Raw genomic sequence first — 21,611 nt, forward strand, 5'->3', positions numbered from 1 at the left:
TCCGGGATGTTCTGGAATTTGGCGAAGCGGCTTTTGAGCTTGTAGTTGACGTTTGTTTTGTAATATATTTATGTGAAATAATAGAATAAAATTTTTAAAAATATTTTTGATACCCTGAAAATTACCCGACAAAAAAGGGGATAAAAATGGGTCTTCCCGGATTGTATGGGATAAGCTGTTCTACTCAGATATTATCCACTGGATACCCAGCAGTTTTCCTGTTGTTCGGCCTGTTTATCTTTTGGACATTTTGGACTATAGTGGCAAACAGAGGGCATCCGATGAGATGAGGATGTCCCGTCTGTGACAAATGTTGCAATCCTGTACTTCTGAATTTGTCCGAACTGAAATTTTAGGAAACGACTGTATGAACAAACAGCAGCTTGCGGCCAAGATTTGGGAATCAGCGAATAAGATGCGTTCCAAAATTGAGGCTAATGAATATAAGGACTATATTCTTGGTTTTATATTTTATAAATTCCTTTCTGATAAAGAAGTGCGGTTTTTGAAAAAAAACGATTGGACGGATGAGTATCTTGTTGAGCTGAATGAGGATGATACTGAATCCGTGCAGATGGTTCGACAAAATATTGGCTACTTCATATCTTATGACGGCCTTTTTTCCACATGGATAGCCAAGGGTATGGATTTTGCCGCTTCGGACGTAACGGATGCCATTTCCGCTTTTAACCGGAACATCAATCCTCATCATAAAAAAGTATTTGAGGGTATTTTCAAAACGTTGGAAACCGGTCTGTCCAAACTGGGGGAAACTTCCGGCGCGCGAACCAAAGCCATCCGCGATCTGATTTATCTGATAAAAGACATTCCCATGGATGGCCGACAGGATTATGATGTTCTCGGCTTCATCTATGAATATCTGATCAGCAATTTTGCGGCCAATGCGGGCAAAAAAGCGGGGGAGTTCTACACGCCGCATGAAGTCTCGCTGCTCATGTCAGAAATTGTGGCGTATCATCTGAAGGGAAGAAGTGCGATAAAAATTTACGATCCGACAAGCGGTTCCGGCTCTCTGCTGATCAATATCGGAAAAAGCACGGCCCGCTATGTGGGGAGTGAAGATCACATTCAATACTATGCACAGGAGTTGAAAGAAAACACCTACAACCTGACACGCATGAATCTTGCTCTTAGTAAGCCGCAGACTGCCCCTGTCCGGGCTTTTCCGTACATAGAGCGAACGGGGCGGGGCTTTCAGCCCGCTGTGCGCGGTCTTTTTTTTCTTTCGCCAAAGATACATTCAAAAGGCCGCCAGCTACCCGCTGTCCGGGGATTTTTCAAATTTTCTTTTGCCTTAGTAATCCGGGAAACAGGATTTTGGCAACCTACGGGGCAGAGAATTTTTCCTTTCACTCCCTACAACACTGCGTTTTGAAATTTGCCAAACGGAGCAGGCAGCTTTTTCTGGCTTCACCTACCTACTACGGGTGACTTTGCGATTTTGCCAAATGGACAACAAAAAAAGCAGCAAATCTTTTTCAGACTTACTGCTTTCACTGGCCGCTGGTGGGCGGCTGGTATTCAGTTTTGGGGCTTATCGGTCAAAGCGAAACTTGAATAGTGCGGAGATTAGCTGCTGCTTCACATATTCCTCAACCTCGGCGTTAACCTGACCGTGTACTTTGGAAAAGTAGCGGATATATCCGGCATAGTGGGAAAGGACGGTGTCGATTGCGTCCGGGTCGCCCTCATGGGCTTTGACGATTGTTTCATAGGGGAGAAGTTTACTCATGGTCTTTTCCCTCCATGAGCCGCCGTAGCCGCTGCAAGGCAAGCTGGATATGCCGCCCCGCTGTGCTGCGTGTCCGGCCAATATGTACGCCGATCACTCGCTGCGGCTGGCGCAGGAAATAGTAACGGAAAATCTCTTCCTGTGTCTGCTCCGGCAAGAGGGCAAGGGCGGCGGCAAGTTCCGCATGGTACAGAACGGCGGTCTGGCCGCAGGCGGTAAAAAGATATTCTTCAAGCTGCTCCGGTTCGGCAAGCTGGACAAACTTCTCATTCATCAGATAGTCAAGAGAAACTTCCCGTTCCCACCTCCGGCGCAGCTTTAAGATTATATCTATGGCTGCGTGACGAATGACAATCTTGCAAAAGGCATTGAATGTGTACTGGATATGCACTTTGTAGGCTTCATCTTCGGTCATGGAAATTCCCCCTCTCTGAATAATAGTGCGGGGCGGCAGCACTCCTTGCTGTCGCCCCTTGATTGCCTATCTGCAAAGGCGGGCGGGGCTGTCAACGGCGGCGCATATGCGCCGTTCATCTTGACTGTTGACTGGCTCGGCTGGCTTTGCCATTTGAGTGTAATTGCTTATTCTTTTTTTATTTGCAGACTTTTGAGGTAGAACGCCTGCTCCTCCCTTTTCTCTGGCTCACTCTCAAAAGGGTTATGCTGTCTAATTCATTCGTTGTCTTACTATTTCATACATCATTATAGATGCAGCACAACTGACATTGAAAGAACTGGCATAGGAATCTTCAGCCATAGGAATCGTACATAAAACATCACAATATTCCTTAAATGCCTTATTTAATCCCATGGTTTCATTTCCCATCATTAACATAACCGGGGTTTTCAAGTCCTCATGATAGATAGGCTTTTCGTGGTGGGCTGTTGTGCCTATGATCTTAAAGCCAGGGTATTTTATTCTAAGGCTTTCAACGAATTTATATAAATCCTCATTGTGAATGATTCGAATCACCGGAAGATTGAAAAAAGAACCCATCGCCGAAACAATTACATCAGGCTCATACAAATCAACCGCATGTCCAGTAATTATCAACATATCTACTCCCAACGCATCACATGAACGTATCATCGTACCTAAATTTCCTTTATTAGAGGGCCTGTCAAATAACACAATAAATGGATTGGAAGATAACGCAACATTTTCTAACCTGTCTTCCCTCATTTCAATAATAGCCAATAATTCAGAAGTTTCTTCTTTTCCACTTAATTCCTTTAGCAACTGTGCCGTAAGAGTATAATTGACTTCTGTTTTTACTGTTTCTATCATATGTTTTGCCCAGCCTGACAGATTATTCTTGTCATAAATAAAAGAAATAATCTTCCAGTTATTTTTAACCGCTTCATTTAAACTTCTTACGCCTTCAACAATAAATTGATTATATTTATATCTTTTATTTCGATTATGCTTCAATACTTCAAATCTCTGGTAATCATTATTTTTATTTAATATAGAAACAACTTTCATTTCAATACCTGCCTCATCATACTTTGGTTTTCGAATTTTTCACCCATTGTAAGCCCATTTTTGAAAAAATAAGGGAAAATGATTTCCCGGTTTTTCTGTGGCAGGGATAACAGGACGGCGGCAAGTTTTCCATTGGTGAGGATAACTGCCTGACCGCATATCGTTATAGGGTGTTCTTCATGGGGTGCTTCAAAATATTCGTCTGTTGTGCCTAAAGGGTAAAACTTTTCTTCTGTGAGGTATTCAAGGGATATTTCTTTTTGCCGCCGTCTGCTCCTGTCACGCCATGCGTTGATAGCCGCATAGTGTATGACGGTCTTGCAAAGCCATTGAACGTGTACATGATGTGTTCTTTGTATGCTTCTGTGCAAGGCATAGATGATTCCCCCTTTCTCCCACATAGGGCGTTGTATGGTTGACGGGTTTCATTTATAATATCAGAGGGCGGCAGCACCCCTTGCTGTCGCCCCTTGATTGCCTACCAGCAAAGGCGGGCGGGGCTGTCAACAGCGGCGCATATGCGCCGTTTATCTTGACTGCCCGCTGGCTCGGCTGGCTTTCCTATTTGAGTGTAATTGCTTATTCTTTTTTTGTTACTGGAATCCAAATTTCACTGTATGCGTAGTTGGGCTTTTTGTCGTCCATTTTTGTAAAAGAGAAAGAAAACGGCTCTGCCAGTTCATAATCTGCCGTCATAAACCATTCGGAGTAGATTCTTGCCATTGTATCCTGCAAAGTAAACGGGAAGATTCCTTCATTTGGAAAAACTGCCCACGTATGAGCTTTAACAGGAAATGTGTCCAGATTACTGCTAATGTCATTTTTAGTTGTTAAAACTCCAATTAAATGCGTTAATTCACCAGCTTCTTCAAGAAAGTTCGTATCTGATTCATAGGAAACATTTACAGTTTCATATGGCTCAATGTTTTGCAACCGGTGCATTTCTTCTTTCTGTTCCTGTGTTATGCTTTGTGCCAGTTCCAAAATAGCGTTGTTTACTCCCTCATATTGTAACGGCACTCGTTTACTTACACCTGCAAACGTAAAAGCAGGTTTTTCAACAATTTTATATTCCATTAAAGTTCCTCCCTTCATAGTTACAACAAATTGTAACTTTTGGCATGATTTACATTGTTTCAACTTTGCGACTTGTGACGGTAAGATACCGCTCCATTTTTTAAAGGCACGTGTAAATCCGTCTACGGATTGATACCCATATTGATAAGCGACATCTGTTACCTGCGCCCCCTGCAACAATTCTTTGTTAGCTTCTGAAAGTCGTCTGTTTTTTACATACTCATTCAGCGTCATATTGGTAAGCGCAAAAAATATTTTTCTAAAATGATAATCTGAAACATTTATATGCTCAGAAATCTTCTCAAGTAAAAACTCGTCCTCCAGGTGCGCTTCAATATAGTCCATCGCGTCATTCAATTTCTTTAACACATTGCCCCTCCTTCCGAATACGAATATCACAATTTAGAAAGATATGCTCGACATTAGCATACAAAATTAGTCGGGTTATAAATAAAGGCCGTTTGCTCAATATAAGTTTACACAAAACCGACTTGAAAACAAAACTAACATAGACTCTCCTTATATTCAAAGATTTTTATCCGTGATAACGCACAAAATATTACGTTATTTTCTGAAACATATGCCGAACCTTATCTAAACGGCTGTTAGGACGGCGTGGCTGCAATACAGGCTCCCCGGAAATTTCTTGGTACCCTTTTAATTCGGTAAGGCAGACGCTTCTCCCATTTGTATAAAAATTTAAATCATTCCTATATTCGCCGATGCAGCGGGCGGGGATTTCTCCCGTAAAAATAACTTCATCATTTTTAAGCAAGGTTGATTCAATCACTGCACAATACTTCGGTGCGTCATTATAAGCCCGTGAAATATATTCCTGCGGTGCAAAAAGGGTAAAGGAAAGGTATGGTTCCAATAATTGTGTTCCTGCTCTTTTCAATGCCTGTTCTAACACGATAGGAGCAAGGGAACGAAAATCTGCGGGGGTACTAACTGGACTGTAATAAACTCCATAGTCAAAACAAATTTCACAATCTGTCACTTCCCAACCGTATAAGCCTTGCTCCATTCCATAACGCACCCCTTCCATAACGGCATTTTGAAAACTTTGGTTTAAATAGCCGAGAGATACTTTGCTTTTAAACCGGGTTCCACTTCCGGCAGGAAGTGGCGTTACAGTTAAGCCAATGGATGCCCAAAACGGATTCGGCGGCACTTCAATATGAATCGTGTAACTGGCTGTTTTTAATGGCCTTTCCAGATAAATGACCGTAGGTTCTTTCACATTTATGTTCACATGGTATCGCTCTACTAACAGAGAGCATACAACCTCTAACTGGACTTTTCCTAAAAAAGAAATGATGATTTCATGCGTTATCGTATCCACATAGTAATGCAACAGCGGATCTGTATCTGCAATTTCCGTCAGGGCATTCAGCAGGAGGTCTCTTTGTTCCTGATTTTGCGGCTCCACCGTCGTCCGAAGCAAAGGAATCGGATTTTTTTCCCATGCCTTGCGCGGCAAAAGTTCTACATTTCCGAGAGTATCATTCAGCTTCAGAGTGTCATTGGTCAAAATAACAATTTCTCCGCAACAGGCTGTGTCCGCCGGTATAATCTCTCCGTTTGACGGAATCCTCATTTCTGTGATTTTTAGTTTTTGATTTTGGGGCAGGAGAATCGTATCCCGTAAATGAAGTGTCCCGCTGTATAACCGCAAATAAACGAGCCGCTTTTTCTGGTCTGTGTACTCGATTTTAAAAACGCTTCCGCATAGCTCGGATTGATCGTTGTCCGCACCAGAAGTAAATGTTTCTGCAATCACTTCAATCAGCTTTTCAGTTCCGATATTGTTCTTTGCACTCCCATGATAAATAGGAAACAGGGAACCGTTTTGCATTCTTCTGCATTTCTCCCTCTGTAAATCTTGTATTTTCAAAGGTTCCCCCGCAATATATTTTTCCAAAAGTTCATCATTTCCAGCAATAATAGAATCCCATTTTTCTATATCCTCAATGTCTGTCAGAGACACTTCCGGAGTGAGCGAAACATCTTGCATAACCATGACATCATCAGAAAGTTTTTCTCTGATATTTTGATAAACGCTCTGTAAGTCAATGCCCTCCTGGTCTATCTTATTTACAAAAATAATCGTTGGGATTTTCATTTTCTGGAGCGCATGGAACAGTACCCGTGTTTGTGCCTGCACGCCGTCCTTTGCGGAAACTACTAAAATTGCTCCGTCAAGAACAGCAAGTGAGCGATATACTTCCGCCAAAAAGTCCATATGGCCGGGGGTATCGACAATATTGATCTTATAATTCTTCCAGCCGAAAGAAGTGACGGCCGTTTGAATGGTAATCCCACGCTGGCGTTCCAACAGCATGGTGTCTGTCCGCGTTGTTCCCTTATCTACACTCCCTAATTCCGGAACGGCTCCGCTGGTATAGAGCAGGCTTTCTGTCAAAGTCGTTTTTCCTGCGTCTACATGAGCAAGAATGCCGATATTGATTATTTTCATGTGTTTGTCCTCCATTCAGCCCCCAAAGGGCATAAAAATCCCCAGCAGCAAAATACTTTTACCGCTGGGGATATAGCGAATAGACATACACATACATACAACGCACTGCAAGCAGCGGTCGCTCTTTTGATATGTCAAATATATAAGGCAAAAGTATTCTTAAAAAGGGTACAAAAAACTAAGCCCCTTGCAAGGGACGGTTACAATTCTTTGTTCCCACTATTTGATTATAGTTAATTAAGAATACCTTGCCGCATATTTTTAACTCCTTACTTGGAATAGAAATATTATAGCATATCGGCATTGAAAAAGAAAGTCCTGAAACAAAATTTACGGAATAGTAGGCTGCTGTCTATCAATCTCTTGTGTGTTTCTTTATGACACATGAGCATATAGATAGGGAAACAAACAGACCATGCAGTGTAAAAGTTATAATTGATGAATATACATATAATACTCTTGTAAAGCGGTATCAGGAGTTACATTCTGATACAGGCGCTGGTAATAATGAAGACGATGCCCCGTATGATCTTGATGGATATATTACAACGATTGATACGGATAAAATTGACTCAGATTATATGAACAGTCGTTTTGTAAAGTATATCAAAACATCGCGCCAAGAAAATATAAGTGAAGAAGAAAAACAGCAAGCCCGGAATGAGCTGCATAAAACATTTGCAAATCTTTCTCAGGAAGAGCAGAAGGTAGCAAATATTTTGCTTCACGAGATGCAGCGAGAAGATTTTGTGTATGAAGAGGGCAAGACCTTTCGAGAGTATATTTCAGATTATCTGTTCAGAAAGCATGATGCACGCATTCACATCCTCGCCTCCGTTTTTGGCCTTGATGAAAAAATGCTGCACAGTATGATGAACTTGCATCTGACTACACAAAATATCAATGAATTCGGTCGATATGACGCATTGAAAAACACCATAGACAAACAAAAAGCCAAATTATATTTTGAATCACTGGAAGGAAAGAGACTTATCCCTCCCAAAGTGTCGGTAAAAGCTGATAATCTTCTTCGAGAGTTTATCATCAGCGGAGGTTTTGATATTCAAAAGCCGGAAACTTACGATTAACCAAAGTGGAATGCTAATTTTGCATCCAAAGGGCCGGAGCTTCTGCTCCGGCCCTTTCGCATGTTTGGGAACAGCGTGAATTTAAGAATCTGTTTAAAATTTTACCCAATAATACTCTATCGAGAGCAGAGTTGAGTTTTGAGAAGGGGATTGTCAAAAATCTTCACTATGGTGATATTTTAATAAAATTTAATGAAATATTAGATAGTTGTGATAAAAAAATACCCTTTATCAGTAGGGAGATGAACTTTGAAAAAATAAAAAATGCTATTTTGAAAAATGGAGATGTAGTAATTGCTGATGCCGCTGAAGATGAAGCTGTAGGTAAATGTACTGAAATTTTCAATATATCGCAAAACGAACAAATTATTAGTGGCTTACATACAATTCCATGTAGGCCAAATATTGATTTTGCACAAGGATTTCTCGGTTATTATATGAACTCAAATTCATACCATAGCCAGCTTGTCCCATTAATGCAAGGCATCAAAGTGTTATCTTTATCAAAATCATCTTTGCAAGATACACTAATTACCTTCCCTCGGACAAAGAAAGAACAAGCCCGCATCGGCACCTTCTTCCGTCACCTCGACCGCCTTATCACCCTTCATCAGTGTAATTGTAATATGGCTACAAGGCCATACGAATGGAGTTCTGGGCTTAGAGCAATCGCTTGGGAACAGCGTGAATTTAAGAATCTGTTTAAAATTTTACCCAATAATACTCTATCGAGAGCAGAGTTGAGTTTTGAGAAGGGGATTGTCAAAAATCTTCACTATGGTGATATTTTAATAAAATTTAATGAAATATTAGATAGTTGTGATAAAAAAATACCCTTTATCAGTAGGGAGATGAACTTTGAAAAAATAAAAAATGCTATTTTGAAAAATGGAGATGTAGTAATTGCTGATGCCGCTGAAGATGAAGCTGTAGGTAAATGTACTGAAATTTTCAATATATCGCAAAACGAACAAATTATTAGTGGCTTACATACAATTCCATGTAGGCCAAATATTGATTTTGCACAAGGATTTCTCGGTTATTATATGAACTCAAATTCATACCATAGCCAGCTTGTCCCATTAATGCAAGGCATCAAAGTGTTATCTTTATCAAAATCATCTTTGCAAGATACACTAATTACCTTCCCTCGGACAAAGAAAGAACAAGCCCGCATCGGCACCTTCTTCCGTCACCTCGACCGCCTTATCACCCTTCATCAGCGTAAGCATATTTTATTGACCTAGGAGGTAGAATTATGTTGAGCAAGGTAAAAGCGACAGATCTTTTTTGCCAATATTATGCGCACTGGATAAGGGTATATAAAGATGGAGCTGTCAGAAATGTCACGATGAAAAAATATCTTATGACACAGTCATGGATAACAAAATTGGCTCCTGAGCTTCGTGTGTGTGATGTTACACGAGTAGCATACCAACAGCTTCTCAATGATTATGCAGTTTTTCATGAGCGCCAGACGACTATGGATTTTCATCATCAGTTAAAAGGAGCTATTCTTGATGCTGTTGATGAAGGATTAATCGCAAAAGATCCAACACGCAAGGCAATTATAAAAGGGAAAAGTCCTCGTGAAAAGAAAATAAAATACTTAAATCAATTTGAACTGCATAAACTTTTATCTAATTTGAATCTTCATAGGGGAATATGCTGGGACTGGCTGATTCTTCTTGTAGCAAAAACTGGAATACGTTTTTCAGAAGCGTTAGCTATCACACCCAAAGATTTTGATTTTGCGCATCAAACTTTATCCATCAGCAAAACATGGGACTACAAAGGAAAAGGAGGTTTTCTCCCAACAAAAAATATATCATCTGTACGAAAAATTCAGATTGACTGGCAGACAGTTATTCAATTTTCAGAACTTGTCAAAAATATGCCGCCAGCAGATCCCATCTTTGTTGTAAAAGAACAGATGTACAACTCAACAGCAAATGCAATACTGGCAAGGCATTGTAAAAATGCTGGAATTCCTGTAATTTCTATTCATGGGTTACGACATACTCATGCCTCATTATTATTGTTTGCTGGAGTATCAATTGCCAGCGTGGCACGCAGGCTTGGGCATTCCAGCATGACAACAACACAAAAAACTTATCTTCATATTATCCATGAACTTGAAAATCAAGATATTGATTTGGTGATGCGTTCCATATCAAGTCTTAGTTGAAAAGTTTATAGATATTGTACGGTGATGCGGATGAAGGGAGTTAAGCTTTGCCGAAGCGGAGCATATAGTTAATTCAGTATGTTATCATGTGATTAAATATGATTCCCCCTAACATTAGAAAAAAGAGCGCTATCAATCCTTTTTTGTGCCACACTTTCTCCGCTTCGGCAAAGCTCATTGCGCTCAAAGTACCACAAAACACACCCGTCGCGAGACACAGCCCGCTGATAAGCCAGCCGGAGGGCATGTGCAGGAGCGCCGCAAGAGGAATGTCCCTGCCGGTGTCGATACGGAAGCCCGCCCAGAGCATCAGGCTCCCATAGGCCAGCAGGCAAATCAGGGCCAGCAGCCACATCGGCACCAACTTGCCGTATTGAATCTTTGAAGCAAGGCTCTGGGCCTCCTGTACCACGCTGACGGTGAGCCTGGCTTGTGCGGCGGCAGTTTCCTTTTCTGCGGCAGCGGCCATGCCGTCCATGATGGCTCTGGACGCTTCGGCGATTTTTTCCGGCAAAGCCTCATAGTAGATGCGTTGATATTCCATCGCGGCCAGCAACGGCCAGAGCGCGTCATCCTCCCGAAGATTCAACCTGCTGCCGGCCTCCCGCAAACGGGCCGCTTCCGCTTCGGATAATTCCCTGCCACACGCCTTGCCGAGATCAATCACAGTATCCATGCTCATGACGCTTCTCCCATGACGGAATCAAACATTTTCGCGCACACTCCCCGCCAGCGTTGCAGTTCCGCCCGTGTGCCGAAGGGCATTTCAGGATGGGCTGCACGGATGGACATGCGTCTGGAATACAGCCAGTCGGCCACGCGGTTGCCGACAGCCGGAAAATCCAGCGTCCTGCTGTTCTTCTCCACCGCTTCCCGCGCTTTGGAAGTGTTATACAAATCAAAACGCCGCGCTTCACCGAAATACAGGTTCCGACAAACGTGGATGGGCACGTCTGTGAACACTTCCTGAAAGGAGTGCAGAAGCTCGATGGAATCGCGGTGCCGGTTGATTATCCAGAAAACAACCAGTTCCCGCCGCATCTCCCGCAGGGCTTCCTTCATGATGTCGCCGTAGCTGGCCGTGCTGGTCTTGGTGCGGGCGGCGGCATTGATGACAACGGCATAATCCGGGTAGTTCTGTACAGTGTCCAGCAAATCCGCCCAGCCGTCGGCGTCGTCCAGACTGTTCAGACGGCAGAGCAGATTTGGCAGGGCAAGGTCTTTATGCGCCTTGAACATGTCCGGGTTGTCGGTATCGGTATCCACAAGCAAGACGTTTGCGTTTCTGTTGAGAAGATAGTCCACAAGGGCGAAGGAAAAGAGGCTCTTGCCGACGCCGCCCTTGCTGCCGCCGACATAGAAAACGCTGTTCTGAATGTTCATGATCAAAGCTCCGAATCGGGTTTGTCCGGCGTGTAGAAGTCCGGGATTTCCTCCTGCGATTGAGGCGCTGCGGGAGGAGCCGCGACGGGTTTCACTGCTTCAGGCCGGGGCTTCGGCTCACGTTTTCGCGGAACCGCCTTTTGGGGAAGCACCTTTGCCCGGATGACGGGCGCGGGAATGACCACATTGCCTTGGGCCATGATGTCCGCCAGTTCCTTCACCGTGTACCCTTTCTCTATCGCTTTCAGGATATTGGCGTTGAGCAGTTCGACGGCTTCCTCCCGTGTCTTGCCGAGATTTTTGTCCGGCAAATCATCGAGGATTTTCCGCATGGCAGTGATGTCTTTCACCGGAATGCGTTTGAACTTTCCCATATGTGCTACTCCCGCCTATCGCATCCGCATACGCGGTCGGCTCTGGCGCTCCCGCTCTATGCGCCGTTTTTCAAGGTCGTCAACAAGGTCTGCAAGCTGCTGTACACTTCGCTGACATCGTTGAACAATCGCTTCAAGGTGCGAAGTTCCGTCTGCATCAGCATCTGCTTGTCTTCCTGTATATCCAGTCTCGTACTGAGGGCCGTCAGCCGGGCGTTGCAGTTCTCCTCCATCCGTTTCAGGCTTTGCATCAGCATCCGTTCTGTTTCGGTCATGAAGGGTATCCTCCAGAATCCGGGGCAAAAGGAGGGCTTCCTCGTCAGGGAGCTGTTTCCATTTTGCTGGATAGCGTTTGATGTTGCAGGCGGCGCGTTTTTCAATGACGCGCTCAAAAGCCGGTTGCAGGCGGGCGACCATGCGCCGCGCCGTTTCCTTTTTCTTTTCTTCGGATTCTTCGTCCTGAGCGACTTTGGGCGTCCAGCCTCTGGCGTAAAAGCCTCCCCGGAAGCGCATCTTCATGCCGCTGTTCGGGGCAATGACGCTGATATAGTCCCTGCCTTCGCGGTTGATGCTCAGCCCCTGTTCCTTCAGGGTGCTCAGAACATCTTCCCGGTTCCGGACAAGTCCCCGCGTCACTTTTTCCTTGAGAAAGGCGTGAATGACCTCTTTGGCCCGATCGCGGTCGCTTTCCCTGATTTCCCTGCCCCATCTCGCCATCCGCGCCTTGAACAGGTCGGCCTTTTTCGGAAGCTCATCTCGTGCCCGTGCCGGATCGTCGGGCCGCGCCCAGCCTTCGCGCCAGTTGAACAGGTCGCGGAACACGTCAAAGTCTTTTTGCCAGCCGGGAGGACAGGCGTTGAAATCCTTGCCGCTGGAAAGCTCCAGTCGTGGAATGAGGAAATGCAGCTCATGATGCCCGGCATGGGTATGCCGTACCCACAAAATATTTCTCTGGTCAGGTTCCAATCCGGCGAAGGCCACGCGCTCAAATGCGTCCATGACTTCCTCTTCCTGTGCCTCGCTGATCTTCTCATCCGGGTGCCATGACAGAACGCCGGAAGTGAATTTCCATCGCCGCTCTATGCTGTCGATAAGCGCGCGGGTCATGACTGGATCGCCGCGCAGCACCTGGGGCGGGGCTGTGTCTCTCCCCGGATAATCCGGGCGTATAAGATAGCGGCTGGGCTTGTCGCCTTCTCCGGTGCCGTGCGGAAAGACCTTCATCAGCATGGTTCCGCCTCCGGTTCATCTTCCGTTGAGGCGCATGATGCGAACTCGATAATGCGCTGTTCGATGCCCGCCAGCGCCGTCAATACCTCCACGGCTTCCGCCGCGCGTTTATAGGTGTTGGCCCATCTCGCAAGTTGATTGATGTTCGCGCCGATGCGTGCCAGTTCCCGCAACCGCCGTTTCTCTTCCGGCGTTTTCCGCAGACGGATGCCAAGGCAGGTCTGGCGGATGTAGTCCGACATGCTCATGCCGTGCAGTCCCGCGTTGAAGCGGAGGATGTCGCGTTCCTCCGGGAACACGCGCACGACCACGGCTGCGGTGCGAACAGGCTTGACGCGCTTCATTGCCTTTCCTGCCTTTTGCCTTTCCGGGGTTCAAAGGGGCAGTGCCCCTTGCCAGCCGTGAGGCTATACGCGCAGCGTATAGACGAAACGTAGGCTGGCCCTCGGAGACAATGCCGGACGAATGAACAGGCATCCGCGCAAAAACGAGGACGCATGATGCGGGCATCAAGAATATGGCGGATGCGTATCGGGCGTGGAGCGGAGCTGTATCCGGCGTGTCGCTGGTGGGTATGACGACGGTGCCGGGTAAGTATCCGGCTCATGGGAAAACGGTATGCGGCGAATGCCTGAACGCTATGCGCAAGCCGTGTAGGCAGTATCCGACGCAAGGCAAGATCGGCATAACACACATGACGGCGCGGACATCTGAAGGCCGGGCGGAAGGCAACGCCACATGTATCGGTAAAACTCTGCGGAGCGTACGCCGGGGCAGATTTGCATGTATCGTATTCGCCGCATGTCGGTATGTGGGAAAACTGCGGGAGGCGAAAAACGCTTTTTTGTGTTGTTGCCTTTGTGTTTTTGAACTGCGGACTTCCTTTGACCGAGCCCCCGCCGGAGGCTTCCTCGTCCGTCGCCCGCAAGCATCCATAGCCGGAAAGCAAGGTCATCCGGTCAAGGCCCGCGAAGCGGCCCGACAGGGCATGGCCTTGACCGAATGACCGCTTCCGGCACCCGTGCAGGTGTGACGGACGAAGAGCCGGGGAAGAAACGAGGTTCATTTTTCCTCCGGTTCGGCGGTGAGCTTTTCCAGAAGCGCGGCAATATCTGCCGCTCGCCACGCCGTTGTACGCGGGCCGAGTTTGACGGGTTTCGGATAGCGGCCGCTTTTGCAGCCCGCCCACCATGCGCTGCGGCTGACGGGAATGAGCGCGAGTACCTGGGGCAGACGAAGCAGAGCGTTACTGGATATATTTTGCATGGAGTTCCTCCTGTCTGGTTATGTTCGGCACAGTATATCATGGCTTTTCCTGCTCTTTTTATTTTGAGGTTCCCGCATACAACAGGATAAATCCAATATTGTCCTGTGAGATGCCGCTTGTGTTCAAAAAAAATTCAAAATACCACTTGACATGTTTTTGTGTTTAAAGATGTATTCCTGTAACTTGTTGAAATTGCATAACTCTAATAGCATATAAAATTAATGTTTTCACTGGGCTATATTAGACGTATTTGTCTTTTGCAGGCCAAGAAACCACTACCGCATTTCACTGTCCTTCTGTGTCTCTTTGCGTAAGCTGTCCAGATAGTCGGCCCATGCCTGCATCATGCGGTGTCGGTGGGGAAGATATTGGGCATGGTTGTAGGCGATACGGGAAGTGTCCTTTTCCTTGTGGGCCAGTTGGCGTTCTATCCAGTCGGGGTCAAAGCCCTGTTCATTGAGCAGGGTTGAGGCCATAGACCGAAAGCCATGAATGCACATTTCCTCCTTGCCGTACCCCATAGCGCGTAATGCCTGTAGGGGAGTGGAGTAGTGGATAGGCTTCCTCACACTGTTTCTTGAGGGAAAAAGGTATGTTCCACCCCCGGTGACGGCATGAAGCTCCTTGAGAATGGCAACAGCCTGCGATGACAGCGGGACGATGTGCGGCTTTCGCATTTTCATGCGTTCGGCCGGTATGTGCCATTCCCGCGTGTCCAGATTGAACTCGCTCCATTCGGCGCGGACAAGTTCGGCGGAACGGACAAAGAGCAGAGGAAAAAGGCGCAGCGCGCACCTGACCTGAAAGTGTCCGTGATAGTTGTCCAGCCTGTTCAGAAGCACACCGATTTTTTCAGCGGAAACGATGGTGGCCCTGTGCCTTCCCTGATGCGGACGTATGGCTCCGCGAAGATCGGCGGCAATGTTGCGCGTCACTCTGCCTGTGGCAACGGCGTAGCGGAAAACCATGCCGCAATACTGGATGATTCTGTGGGCGATAAGCTCCTTTCCCTTTCTTTCAAGCGGCTTGAGTATCAGCAGCAGGTCTTGCGCCGTGACCTCGGAAATGGGCTTCCGTTTCAAAGTGGGGAAAAGATGGAGTTCGAACGTGGACAGTTTCCGCTTTCTGTCTTTTGGGGAATTGTGGATTGTCTGCGTTTCATGCCATTCACGGACAACATGCTCGAAGGTATTGGCTTCCGCGAGGAGGGCGGCGTTTTTCATCTCCTTCTTGCGTTTGCCCGGATCAATGCCGTCGGCAAGCAGCTTTTTTGCCTCATTCCGTTTTGTCCGGGCATCCTTCAGGGAGACAATCGGATATTCCCCGAAACTGAGCAGCTTTTCTTTGTCGTTGAAGCGGTATGCCATGCGCCAGAGTTTTGAGCCTGTCTTGGCGACATAAAGGTACAGGCCGCCGCCGTCCGCGTATTTTTTCGCTTTTTCAGCGGGCTTCAGATTTCTGATTTGTGTGTCGGTCAGCATGACGTACCTCTCTGGCTGGATGTATCCCGCAACGCCTTGTCCCGCAGGAGAAAAAGATACCTGGCCCATTCCCGCATCATGATTTTTCTTTCCGGCAGATGTTGCCACGGGTCAAAACGTGTGCGCCCGGAGCGCGCCAACTGCATGTCGATGATGTTCTGTTCGTACCCAAGGACGAGCAGCAATTTGGCGACAAGAGAACGGATTCCGTCAAAGGACAGTTTTACGCCGTCATATCCGCGCCTGCGCAGGGAAACGGTGATGGTGGATATGTCGATGGGGCGTTCAGGAGAACGGACGCCGGGGAACAGCAGGGTTCCATGACCAGAGTATTCCTTCAGTTCCCTAAGAATTTTTACTGCCTGCGGCGCGAGAGGTACAATATGCTCATATTTCGTCGCCATGCGTTGCGCGGGGATAACCCAGAGTCTGCGGGAGAAATCAAATTCGTTCCATTCGGCACAGCGCAATTCACCGGAACGGACGAACAGCAGGGGAACCAGTCGCAGGGCGCACCGCACAGGGAAATAGCCGTCATGCCGCTCAAGGTTCAGCATAATCTGGCCGAGTTTCCCGGCGTCAAGCGCGGCGGCTCTGTGCCCTGTCTGTCTGGAACGTAACGACGCGGGCAGTTCTTCCGTGGCGTCCCGCGCGGCCTTGCCGGTGGCGACGGCATAGCGGCATATCTGGCCGCACACATCCGTCAGCCTGCGGCCTCCGCGCAATTTCCCGGATTGCCGCAACGGTTCGATGGCACTCATAATGTCCTCGGCGGTAACGTCTGTCATGGCCTTGCCGCCGAAGACGGGAAAGAAATATTCCGTCATCCCCCGCATCATGAAGAAGCGATAGCGGTTTTTACAGTGAAGGGTTTCCCGCTCGTACCATTCCATAGCCACGGATTGGAACGTAGCATTGGAGGTAGATGTCCGCGCGGCCTTCCTGTGTTCCGCCGGGTCAATGCCGTCCTTGAGCAGAGCCTTGGCTTCATCCCGGCTTTGCCGTGCGGCGCGGAGTGACACCTGAGGATATTCACCGAAGGAAAGGAGCTTGGCCTTTCGCTCAAAACGGTACGCCAGCCGCCAGAGTTTCTTGCCGCTGGTCGGAATGAACAGGAACAGCCCGCCGCCGTCCGCATACTTTTTCGGTTTGTCGGCGGCTTTCAAGCCTTGAATAATGTGGTCATCCAGCATAATTTTTTCCGTGTCAGGGGTGCCCGTAAATCCTCATGAATCCAATGGCATCTAATACCCACAAATAAAAATATTTGTAGCATTTTCAAATGATTATATGATAACATCTTGAAATGCCAGTTTGTATGGATACCCTGAATAATACCCGGAAAACAGTGGGATGCAAGGAGCGTTTTTGGGACTTCTTTGGATGACAGATTTAAGATAACATATTGAAATATAAAATATTATAAACTTAAATAAGTCTATTTGGACATGAAATGAGAGTTTGTAGTTCACCCCTGTGGCGTCAAGTTCCCAGCCGCTTGTGACCTGGCCGAAGGTGGAGGCCCAGGAGTCAAAATGGTCGATGCCCTTGGCCTGCAATTCCTCATACTGCATGTAGCGCTGGAGCGTGTACACTTCGGCAATGGTATTCGATATGGGGGTGCCGGTCAGAAAGTACACGCCCCGGCCTTCGTTTTTCCGTTGCAGGTAGCGGCACTTGATGAAGAGATCGAGCGCTTTGGCCGAACCTGTGATATTGCCCAGACCTGAGACGTTCATGGTGGTCTGATAGGCAAGGTTCTTGAACTCGTGGCTTTCGTCCACAAAGAGCGCATCCACGCCCAGGTCGGCGAAATCAACGGAGGTATCCTTTTTCCCCGTGCCCGCGAGCAGAAGTTCATAGCGAGCTTCCATGTTTTCCCGCTGCTTTTCAAGCTGCTTGACCGTGGCCCGGCCGCCTTCCGCCTCCTTCACGGCCTCAATGGCTTCCAGCACCGCATCAATCTGCTCCTTCAGAATCTCCCGCTGAATGTCGTGAGGCATGTCGATTTTACGGAAGGAGCTGTGCGCGACGATAACGGCATCCCAGTCTCCGGTCGCAATACGGGAAAAAAGCCGTTCCCGGTTCTGTTTGGTGAAGTCGGTCTTGTCCGCCACCAGAATATGGGCATTGGGATAGAGCTTGTAGAACTCATCCCGCCACTGGTGGAGAAGGTGGTTGGGGACGACCACCATCGGTTTGGAAACAAAGCCCATGCGCTTGGATTCCATGATGGTCGCTATGCAGGCCATGGTCTTTCCCGCGCCGACGACGTGATCGAACAGGGCCGTGCCTTCCTGAATGGCCCGCCAGACGGCATCCTTCTGGTGAGGCCGAAGTTTTACTTCTGAAGAAGCGCCGACCAGCTCAAGATGGGAGCCGTCATACCTGGGAGGCACGTTCGTGTTGAAGCGGTCGTTGTAGAGCCTGGACAGGCTGGCTCTTCTGTCGTCATCCGTCCATATCCAGTCCGTGAAGGCCTGTTTTATTTCGTCGGCCTTCTGCATGGCTGCGGCGGTCAGCTCCTGGTCCAGAACCGTGATGGGTCTGCCCTGTTCGTCGCGCTGGCCGGTTTCCTTTTCCACCTTGATGGGCTTGTTCATCAGAAGGGCTTCAATGATTTTTTCCGCAGGGTATTCCGGGATGCCCCAGACGGTGGTGTTCAGCGCGGCATCGTACAGATAGACACGGACGCTCCATCGACCGAGCGTGGGCAGGTAATCCACCTGCTGAGAGCCTTTTCCGCCATGCAGATGTTCAATGAAGTCCGATATGACGGAAGGAGGAAGCCAGGCGGAGCCGAACTTGACGCCGATGTCCACGGCTTCTATGTCGGGCGGCAGAGCCTCCGTAAGCGCTTCCACATTGGGCAGAAAGCGAGGGTCGGAGCTTGCGGCGTCCCGTGCCTGACGCAGTTTTGCCCGGACATTGCCCGTGAGATACTTATCCCTGATTTCCCAGAGTTCCGTGGCGGGGTTGAGAAAAATAAGACCCTGTTCCTGCAAGTCCCGCTGAATGACATCGGTGGAGCGTCCGAGAAGCTGCTCCATGCGGGCGAAGTCCACCTTGCCGCTTTCCCGAAGCGCTATGACAAGGGCATCCTTGGGGCTTTCCGCCTGTTGCGCGAGCGTTGCCGGTTTAAGCACGCGCTGTCGGAATACGGCAGCTTTTCTGGCGGAAGCGGGTCTGGCCTGTCTGCCGGTCTTGCGGGCCACATCCGGCGAAATACCCTTGTCGTAGTCCGCTTCCAGGGATTCCAGCAGGGCGTGTTCAGGGTCTTCCCGCATGAGACTGCGGTTGGTTTGTGAGTTGAGGTGCCCGTATTTTTTGACAAAGGCGTCGTACTGCGTGTTGAGCCGCTGGCGCAGGTTCGCCATACGACTTTCACTTCCTTCGCCTTTTTCCTCATTGAGCAGCTCACGCAGGGTATCCCTGAGCTGAATCATGGAAGACAGGCGCAGTCGGGCGGTTTCATTTTTTACGGTGACGGGTTCATAACCTCCGTCGCCGAACTCCCCGGAAGTCTTGAAGACGATTTTTCTGCTTTGAGGTTCAACGCAGAGTGCGCCCATTTTCAGGGACTGGAAGTAGTCGGAAGCCAGGAAGTCATGATTGAGGCCGGATTCGGCTCCACGGACTTCGGCAGAGGGTAAGGGGCTGAACTGTACGGCGGGCAGCGCGTCCAGACGCCTGGCTATTTCTTCGCCGAGGTCTGTCTGAGACGCATCGGACACGCAGTTCAGGCTGTCCTCGAACATGCCCCCGGAATACGCCATCCTTCCGATGATCTGTTCCGGCCGGGAAGCAAAGTAGCTGTTGACCACGGCGGAGCGCCTGCCGCCGTGCTTGAGGTCGTCCACTTCCATGCTGGACGTGTGGAGCCACTCCAGACTCCGCTTGTTTTCGCCGTTGTGCTTTTGAAAGAAAACGATGTCGGTGGTGACATCCGTCAGGGCATTTTGCCGGAAAGCGGTTTCAGGCAGGCGCACCGCGCCCAGGAAGTCGGCATATTCCGCGATATGTTCGCGGGCGGAGGAATCGACGGCGTCCATGAAGTAGCGGCTGACCACAAAGGCGGCTATGCCGCCCTCGCGCAGCAGGCGCATGGACTTGGCGAGAAAATAGTTGTGGATGGAAAATTTTTTCAGTTCGGGAAATTCGGGGTCGTAGAGAGACTGATTCCCGAAAGGAGGATTGCCCACTGCAAGGTCGAAACTCGGCGTGTTGAGGGGGATGTTCTGAAAGCCGTTATTGATGTGGCGGGCTTTGGGGTACAGGTATGCGGCAATGGCCGCTGTTGTCGGTTCCAGTTCCACGGCCAGGAACCGGGCCTGGAAACTTTCCGGGCAAAGTCCGATAAAATTGCCGATACCCGCCGAAGGTTCGAGAATGTGGAGTTCCTTTCCCGTTTCAACGCCGAGTCTGGAAAGCCCCTGATAGATGCCCCTGATGACGGTTTCCGAGGTATAGTGAGCGTCCTGTGTGGAGCGCCGGGCGGCCGCGTATTCATCGGGGGAGAGTACGCCTTGAAGTTCCCGGTATTCCGCCGCCCATTTGTCGTTTTGGGGGTCAAAGACCTGCGGAAGACCACCCCATCCGACAAAACGCACCAGCGTGCTTTTTTCTTCCGGGGTGGCCAGTTTTGCGCCGTTGGCCTGAAGCTGCTTCAGCAGACGTATGGCGGCGAGGTTATCCGCATATTTTTTCTTTGCGCCGCCGACGCCAAGCTGATCTTCCGGGCTTATCCGGTAATTTTCAGGTTCATCTCCACCCCGCAGCTTTCCAAAATCTCCCAGTCCGACATCCCCCGCAGGCTCGCCTGCCGGGCGGATTCGCTGCACAGCGTCCTCTTCTCTATGGCCTGCTGCTGATCCAGTCGTATCTGCAAGGCCAGATTCCCTTCCTCTTCCAGGCGCTTCAGTTCGTCGGGACTGTTCAGTGCCCAGCGGTCGAGAATCAAGTAGGCTGAATTGGTGAACCCTCTGACCTTGAGGTCGTGAATGGTTTCTGGCTTGAGAACGGTTCTGGCGATGTCCAGCGGGTTTGTCTGTCTGTCCAGCATGGGAAACCTCCTGAGTTGAGGAATGTTGTTGTCTGAAGGCCGCGACTTCCTGCACGGTCAGGTAGTCTTCGTTTCCTTTCCGGAACAGCTCTTCCGGCGTGTCCCTGTCGCCGTCGATGAAGCGCACGATGTCCAGGGAAGGACTGTACATGCGTCCCCCATCCGACGTTTCATAAACAGAGAAACCGCGTCCGTTCACGCCGAGCCTTTTCGGGGGGATGCTGTCATCGGGCGGAAGCAGCGGTTCCGTTTGTCCGGGATGTTCCGGTTCTTTCGGAAGTTCTTCGTGTGAGGCGGGGCTGACCGGAGGCGTAGCGGACGGGGGCTGTTCGTGCGTCGGCTCCCGGAGTGTCCGTGTTCCGGATTCTTCCCTTATGTCATCCTGAATGTTTTCTTTCCTGATCTGTTCGATATGGCTGACCATGATGTCGAACAGCGACAACTGACGGGAATCACTGGTCTGCTTGCGCCGTCTGGCCATACTGTCCTTTCCTTGCCGCTGGGCGGAGGAAAGGCGGCGCGTCGAAATGAAGACAGCCTGTTCCTACTCGCCGGGCTTTTTTTCCTGGGCGATTGTCAGCTTTGCGGCGTTTTCAACGACAATGCGCCCGTTTTCTTCATAAAAAACAACCTTATCCCCTTCCTTCACGTCGAGCTTTCTGCGAATGGCGAGGGGCAGCGTGATCTGACCGCGCGAAGTGACCTTGGCAAGTTCCATGAGTTCTCCCTGAAATCTTACTTAC

General features: G+C 48.8%; 21 protein-coding genes. 4 read left to right on the forward strand and 17 right to left on the reverse strand.

All coding sequences use genetic code 11. The features are described 5' to 3' along the window. Positions 1-367 precede the first annotated feature (367 nt). Positions 368-1,396, forward strand: coding sequence for an N-6 DNA methylase (locus CZ345_RS10200; protein WP_204224278.1), 1,029 nt, complete (start codon positions 368-370; stop codon positions 1,394-1,396). Positions 1,397-1,555: 159 nt separating this feature from the next. Here the strand turns inward: CZ345_RS10200 and CZ345_RS10205 are convergent, their stop codons facing one another. From CZ345_RS10205 to tet, 6 genes are all read right to left on the reverse strand, one after another. After that, positions 1,556-1,753: a helix-turn-helix domain-containing protein gene (locus CZ345_RS10205; RefSeq protein WP_070087581.1), complete on the reverse strand. Its 198-nt coding sequence runs from the start codon at positions 1,751-1,753 to the stop codon at positions 1,556-1,558. Continuing rightward, positions 1,746-2,168 (reverse strand): RNA polymerase sigma factor, encoded by a 423-nt coding sequence (locus CZ345_RS10210; protein ID WP_070087582.1) that lies wholly within the window; start codon positions 2,166-2,168, stop codon positions 1,746-1,748. Before CZ345_RS10210 ends, CZ345_RS10205 begins: the two co-directional genes overlap by 8 nt. A gap of 252 nt (positions 2,169-2,420) precedes the next feature. Next, positions 2,421-3,239, reverse strand: a complete 819-nt coding sequence (locus CZ345_RS10215; RefSeq protein ID WP_070087583.1) for a TrmH family RNA methyltransferase — start codon at positions 3,237-3,239, stop codon at positions 2,421-2,423. Further along, entirely contained in the window at positions 3,236-3,640 is a 405-nt protein-coding gene (locus CZ345_RS10220) for a hypothetical protein (RefSeq protein ID WP_204224281.1), read from the reverse strand. Before CZ345_RS10220 ends, CZ345_RS10215 begins: the two co-directional genes overlap by 4 nt. A gap of 178 nt (positions 3,641-3,818) precedes the next feature. Continuing rightward, complete coding sequence (locus tag CZ345_RS10230; protein WP_070087584.1) at positions 3,819-4,685, reverse strand: AraC family transcriptional regulator; 867 nt, start codon at positions 4,683-4,685, stop codon at positions 3,819-3,821. A 190-nt stretch (positions 4,686-4,875) separates the two neighbouring features. Continuing rightward, positions 4,876-6,795 (reverse strand): TetM/TetW/TetO/TetS family tetracycline resistance ribosomal protection protein, encoded by a 1,920-nt coding sequence (gene tet / locus CZ345_RS10235; protein ID WP_070087585.1) that lies wholly within the window; start codon positions 6,793-6,795, stop codon positions 4,876-4,878. A gap of 377 nt (positions 6,796-7,172) precedes the next feature. Here tet and CZ345_RS10240 point away from each other — a divergent pair, with 377 nt between their 5' ends. From CZ345_RS10240 to CZ345_RS10255, 3 genes are all read left to right on the forward strand, one after another. Then, positions 7,173-7,883, forward strand: coding sequence for a type I restriction endonuclease subunit R, EcoR124 family (locus tag CZ345_RS10240; RefSeq protein WP_144277325.1), 711 nt, complete (start codon positions 7,173-7,175; stop codon positions 7,881-7,883). Between the two features lie 131 nt (positions 7,884-8,014). Further along, positions 8,015-9,130, forward strand: a complete 1,116-nt coding sequence (locus CZ345_RS17200; protein WP_204224283.1) for a restriction endonuclease subunit S — start codon at positions 8,015-8,017, stop codon at positions 9,128-9,130. Between the two features lie 11 nt (positions 9,131-9,141). Beyond that, entirely contained in the window at positions 9,142-10,071 is a 930-nt protein-coding gene (locus CZ345_RS10255) for a site-specific integrase (RefSeq protein ID WP_077073067.1), read from the forward strand. 73 nt (positions 10,072-10,144) lie between these two features. On the opposite strand, the gene CZ345_RS10260 is transcribed toward CZ345_RS10255, so the two are convergent. The 11 genes from CZ345_RS10260 to CZ345_RS16275 all read right to left on the reverse strand — a co-directional run bounded on the left by CZ345_RS10260 (position 10,145) and on the right by CZ345_RS16275 (position 21,586). Further along, on the reverse strand, positions 10,145-10,753 hold the full coding sequence (locus CZ345_RS10260; RefSeq protein ID WP_077073068.1) for a hypothetical protein: 609 nt from the start codon (positions 10,751-10,753) through the stop codon (positions 10,145-10,147). Next, positions 10,750-11,454: a nucleotide-binding protein gene (locus tag CZ345_RS10265; RefSeq protein WP_077073069.1), complete on the reverse strand. Its 705-nt coding sequence runs from the start codon at positions 11,452-11,454 to the stop codon at positions 10,750-10,752. Before CZ345_RS10265 ends, CZ345_RS10260 begins: the two co-directional genes overlap by 4 nt. 2 nt (positions 11,455-11,456) lie before the next feature. Beyond that, positions 11,457-11,828, reverse strand: a complete 372-nt coding sequence (locus CZ345_RS10270) for a hypothetical protein (protein WP_077073070.1) — start codon at positions 11,826-11,828, stop codon at positions 11,457-11,459. Positions 11,829-11,843: 15 nt separating this feature from the next. After that, complete coding sequence (locus CZ345_RS10275; protein WP_077073071.1) at positions 11,844-13,058, reverse strand: relaxase/mobilization nuclease domain-containing protein; 1,215 nt, start codon at positions 13,056-13,058, stop codon at positions 11,844-11,846. Further along, on the reverse strand, positions 13,052-13,402 hold the full coding sequence (locus CZ345_RS10280) for a plasmid mobilization protein (RefSeq protein WP_077073072.1): 351 nt from the start codon (positions 13,400-13,402) through the stop codon (positions 13,052-13,054). Before CZ345_RS10280 ends, CZ345_RS10275 begins: the two co-directional genes overlap by 7 nt. 718 nt (positions 13,403-14,120) lie before the next feature. Further along, positions 14,121-14,324: a helix-turn-helix transcriptional regulator gene (locus CZ345_RS10285; RefSeq protein WP_029434615.1), complete on the reverse strand. Its 204-nt coding sequence runs from the start codon at positions 14,322-14,324 to the stop codon at positions 14,121-14,123. Between the two features lie 276 nt (positions 14,325-14,600). Continuing rightward, complete coding sequence (locus tag CZ345_RS10290) at positions 14,601-15,806, reverse strand: tyrosine-type recombinase/integrase (protein ID WP_077073073.1); 1,206 nt, start codon at positions 15,804-15,806, stop codon at positions 14,601-14,603. Beyond that, positions 15,800-16,999: a tyrosine-type recombinase/integrase gene (locus tag CZ345_RS10295; protein WP_083717350.1), complete on the reverse strand. Its 1,200-nt coding sequence runs from the start codon at positions 16,997-16,999 to the stop codon at positions 15,800-15,802. Before CZ345_RS10295 ends, CZ345_RS10290 begins: the two co-directional genes overlap by 7 nt. Before the next feature lie 93 nt (positions 17,000-17,092). After that, complete coding sequence (locus CZ345_RS10300) at positions 17,093-20,647, reverse strand: SNF2-related protein (protein ID WP_239446671.1); 3,555 nt, start codon at positions 20,645-20,647, stop codon at positions 17,093-17,095. Beyond that, positions 20,548-20,868 (reverse strand): alpha/beta hydrolase family protein, encoded by a 321-nt coding sequence (locus CZ345_RS17425; RefSeq protein ID WP_072337178.1) that lies wholly within the window; start codon positions 20,866-20,868, stop codon positions 20,548-20,550. The genes CZ345_RS10300 and CZ345_RS17425 overlap by 100 nt, the downstream gene beginning before the upstream one ends. 544 nt (positions 20,869-21,412) lie before the next feature. Next, positions 21,413-21,586, reverse strand: a complete 174-nt coding sequence (locus CZ345_RS16275) for an AbrB/MazE/SpoVT family DNA-binding domain-containing protein (protein ID WP_083575400.1) — start codon at positions 21,584-21,586, stop codon at positions 21,413-21,415. Between the last annotated feature and the right edge of the window lie 25 nt (positions 21,587-21,611).

The sequence above is a fragment of the Mailhella massiliensis genome (genome assembly GCF_900155525.1).
Classification (GTDB): Bacteria; Desulfobacterota; Desulfovibrionia; order Desulfovibrionales; family Desulfovibrionaceae; genus Mailhella; species Mailhella massiliensis.